Source organism: Lamprobacter sp. (assembly GCF_034860625.1).
Taxonomy (GTDB): Bacteria; Pseudomonadota; Gammaproteobacteria; order Chromatiales; family Chromatiaceae; genus Lamprobacter.
On record NZ_JAYESN010000347.1, the window covers coordinates 1 to 2494 of the forward strand.

3 protein-coding genes are annotated in these 2494 nt (G+C 62.2%); all 3 read left to right on the forward strand.

Annotated features, from left to right (window positions below; all coding sequences use genetic code 11):
* Positions 1–194: hypothetical protein (locus VBE63_RS27305; RefSeq protein ID WP_323686141.1), on the forward strand; the 194-nt coding region annotated here is incomplete at its 5' end.
* 50 nt (positions 195–244) lie between these two features.
* Positions 245–913, forward strand: coding sequence for a DNA methylase (locus tag VBE63_RS27310; protein ID WP_323686142.1), 669 nt, complete (start codon positions 245–247; stop codon positions 911–913).
* 15 nt (positions 914–928) lie between these two features.
* Positions 929–2386 carry an IS66 family transposase gene (gene tnpC / locus VBE63_RS27315; protein WP_323686143.1) on the forward strand — a complete coding sequence of 486 codons (1458 nt, stop codon included), beginning with the start codon at positions 929–931 and terminating at the stop codon, positions 2384–2386.
* Positions 2387–2494 lie beyond the last annotated feature (108 nt).

Genomic DNA, 2494 nt, shown 5'->3' on the forward strand with positions numbered 1-2494 from the left:
AGCGCCTGATCCAATCGCGCGCCACCCATCTGGATCAGCTCAGCGATAAGCTCAAGGAACCCCGGGTGCATAGCGTGATCTCTCGCATCCTCAGCACTGAAGAGGAGGAGAGTGAAGGTCTCAAGGTAACTACTCGCCCCCTTCATGCTAGCCAGGCTGCCCGCCATCGTGACACCGATCGCTTGACAGCATAGTGGTCGGTGCCTATGCTGCACCACCAAGACGTTGAAGCGGACCGTCAGCGATGGGCAGTGACTTTGGCTCCAAGGCCACCTCGGGTTTGTGTCAGGCGATTATTGCGCTGATGCCCCCGCATGACACCTACATCGAAACCCATCTGGGCGGCGGCGCCATCATGCAACGCAAGCCCCCGGCCTTGCGCAATATCGGCATCGAGCGCCATGCGCGGGTGCTGGAGCAGTTTCGCTGTGATTATCCCGTCGAGCGTGTTCATGGTTGCGCGCATCAGTTCTTAGCCGACTATCCCTTCACGGGCCGTGAGCTCGTCTACAGCGACCCGCCGTATCTGCAGAGCACCCGCAGCTCGACGCGGCGCTACCGCTACGATTACAGCGAGCACGATCATCGCGAACTGTTGAGTCTGCTCAAAGGCCTGCCCTGCGCGGTCATCCTCTCCGGCTATCCCTGCGCACTCTATGACGCCGCGCTGAGCGATTGGCAGCACCTGGAACTGCAGGTCATGAACCAGGCCGGCGTGCGCACCGAGAAGCTGTGGTTCAACTTCACCCCCGAGCGCGTGCACTGGGCGCGCTGTGCGGGCAAGAACTTCACCGATCGCCAGCGCATCAAGCGCAAGGCCGAAAGCTGGGCGCGCCGTTATCACGCCATGCCCCCGCCCGAGCGACTGGCGGTGCTGGCCGCCCTGATGGCGGTCGAGGCCGAGCGCGCCTGAGCGCGCGCAATCCCCATGGCCAGCGTCAACAAGGCCTCCTTGCGCCAGGACTTCGCCACCCTGAAAGCGCGCTTCGAGCAGCACTGCGCCGAAGGTCAGGTGAGCGCGGAACTGCGTGCGCTGTTTGAGGCCCTGCTGATGCTCTTTGAGTTGCTGATGGCGGTGTTCATGGAGAAGACCACCACCAAGACCAGCCGCAACTCGGGGTTGCCGCCCTCGCAAACGGGTCAAGACGGCGAGGACCCAACCACCCCCGAGCGGCGCACCCGGGCCAAAGGCGACAAGCACACGCACAACCGCAGCGACAACACCCGCACGATTGAGACCGTCACCACCATCGCGCTCGCGCACTGTGCGCACTGTGATGAGGATTTAACCCAGACCCCCTGTCAGGGCCATGAGCGGCGCACCGTCATCGACATTGTCTTTGAGAAGGTGGTCGATCATGTCGATGCCGAGATCAAGGACTGCCCGCGCTGCGGCGCTCGGAACAAGGCGCCTTTTCCATCTCGCCTGGCCGGCCCGCTGCAATACGGGCTGGGTCTCCGTGCCTTTGTGCTCAACCTGCTGGTGGCGCAGATGGTCTCGCTCAAGCGGGTGCAGCAGCTGCTCAACAGCCTGATCGATCGCGTGGTGTCAGAAGCGACCCTGCTAGGCTATGTCATGCAGCTGCATCGGGCTCTCGAGCGCTGGGAGCAGGAGGCCATCGCGGCGTTGCTCAAGCAGCCGGCCGTCCATGTCGATGAGACCTCCTTGCGGGTCGATCGCACCAACCATTGGATTCACGTCTATGCCAGCGGGGAGATCACCCTGAAGGTTCTCCACCGCAAACGCGGACTTGAGGCGATTGAGGCGATCAACATCATTCCCCGCTATGGCGGGGTCATCATCCATGACTGTTGGGCCTCCTACCTGTCCTATGCGCACTGCGGTCATGGGCTGTGCGGCTCGCATCTGTTGCGCGAGCTGACCTTTGTCATCGAGGCCAATGGTTATCGCTGGGCGGCGAGCATGAAGCGCTTGCTACTGGAGACTCGCAAACAGGTGGCCAACAGCCCGCACAAGTGCCTCTCGGAGGATGGCTACCTGAAGCTGACCAAGCGCTATCGCGTCATCCTCGCCCGTGGGGCGAAGGAGTTGCCACCCATCCCGCCGCGCCAGGATGGAAAACGCGCTCGGGTGGCCAAGTCTGATGCGCATAACCTCTGGGAACGCTTCGAGCGCTACGAGACGGCGGTGCTGTTGTTCGCCAAACGTCCCGAGGTGGCCTTTACCAATAACCGCGCCGAGCGTGACTTGCGCATGAGCAAGGTCAAACAGAAGGTCTCCGGCTGCTTCCGCACCCGTCAGTATGCCGAGGCCTACTGCCGCATCTCCAGCTACCTCCAGACCATGGCCTATCGGGGATACAATCCACTGGTGGCCATCCAGATGGCGCTGTCCGGGGAACTCTACGCGGGAGGGGGAGAGTAGTTACACTCACGGCATGCCACACAGGCAACGATCAAGCGCTCTAGCGTCGACATGGCAGTGTGTTCTCGTCGCACGTAACGATCAGAACCGTTTCTGATCGCCGTGGCG

Bases quoted from the DNA above. Each gene is read 5' to 3' on its own strand.
- VBE63_RS27310 (WP_323686142.1), top strand. From the start codon at position 245: ATGGGCAGTGACTTTGGCTCCAAGGCCACCTCGGGTTTGTGTCAGGCG.
- tnpC (WP_323686143.1), top strand. From the start codon at position 929: ATGGCCAGCGTCAACAAGGCCTCCTTGCGCCAGGACTTCGCCACCCTG.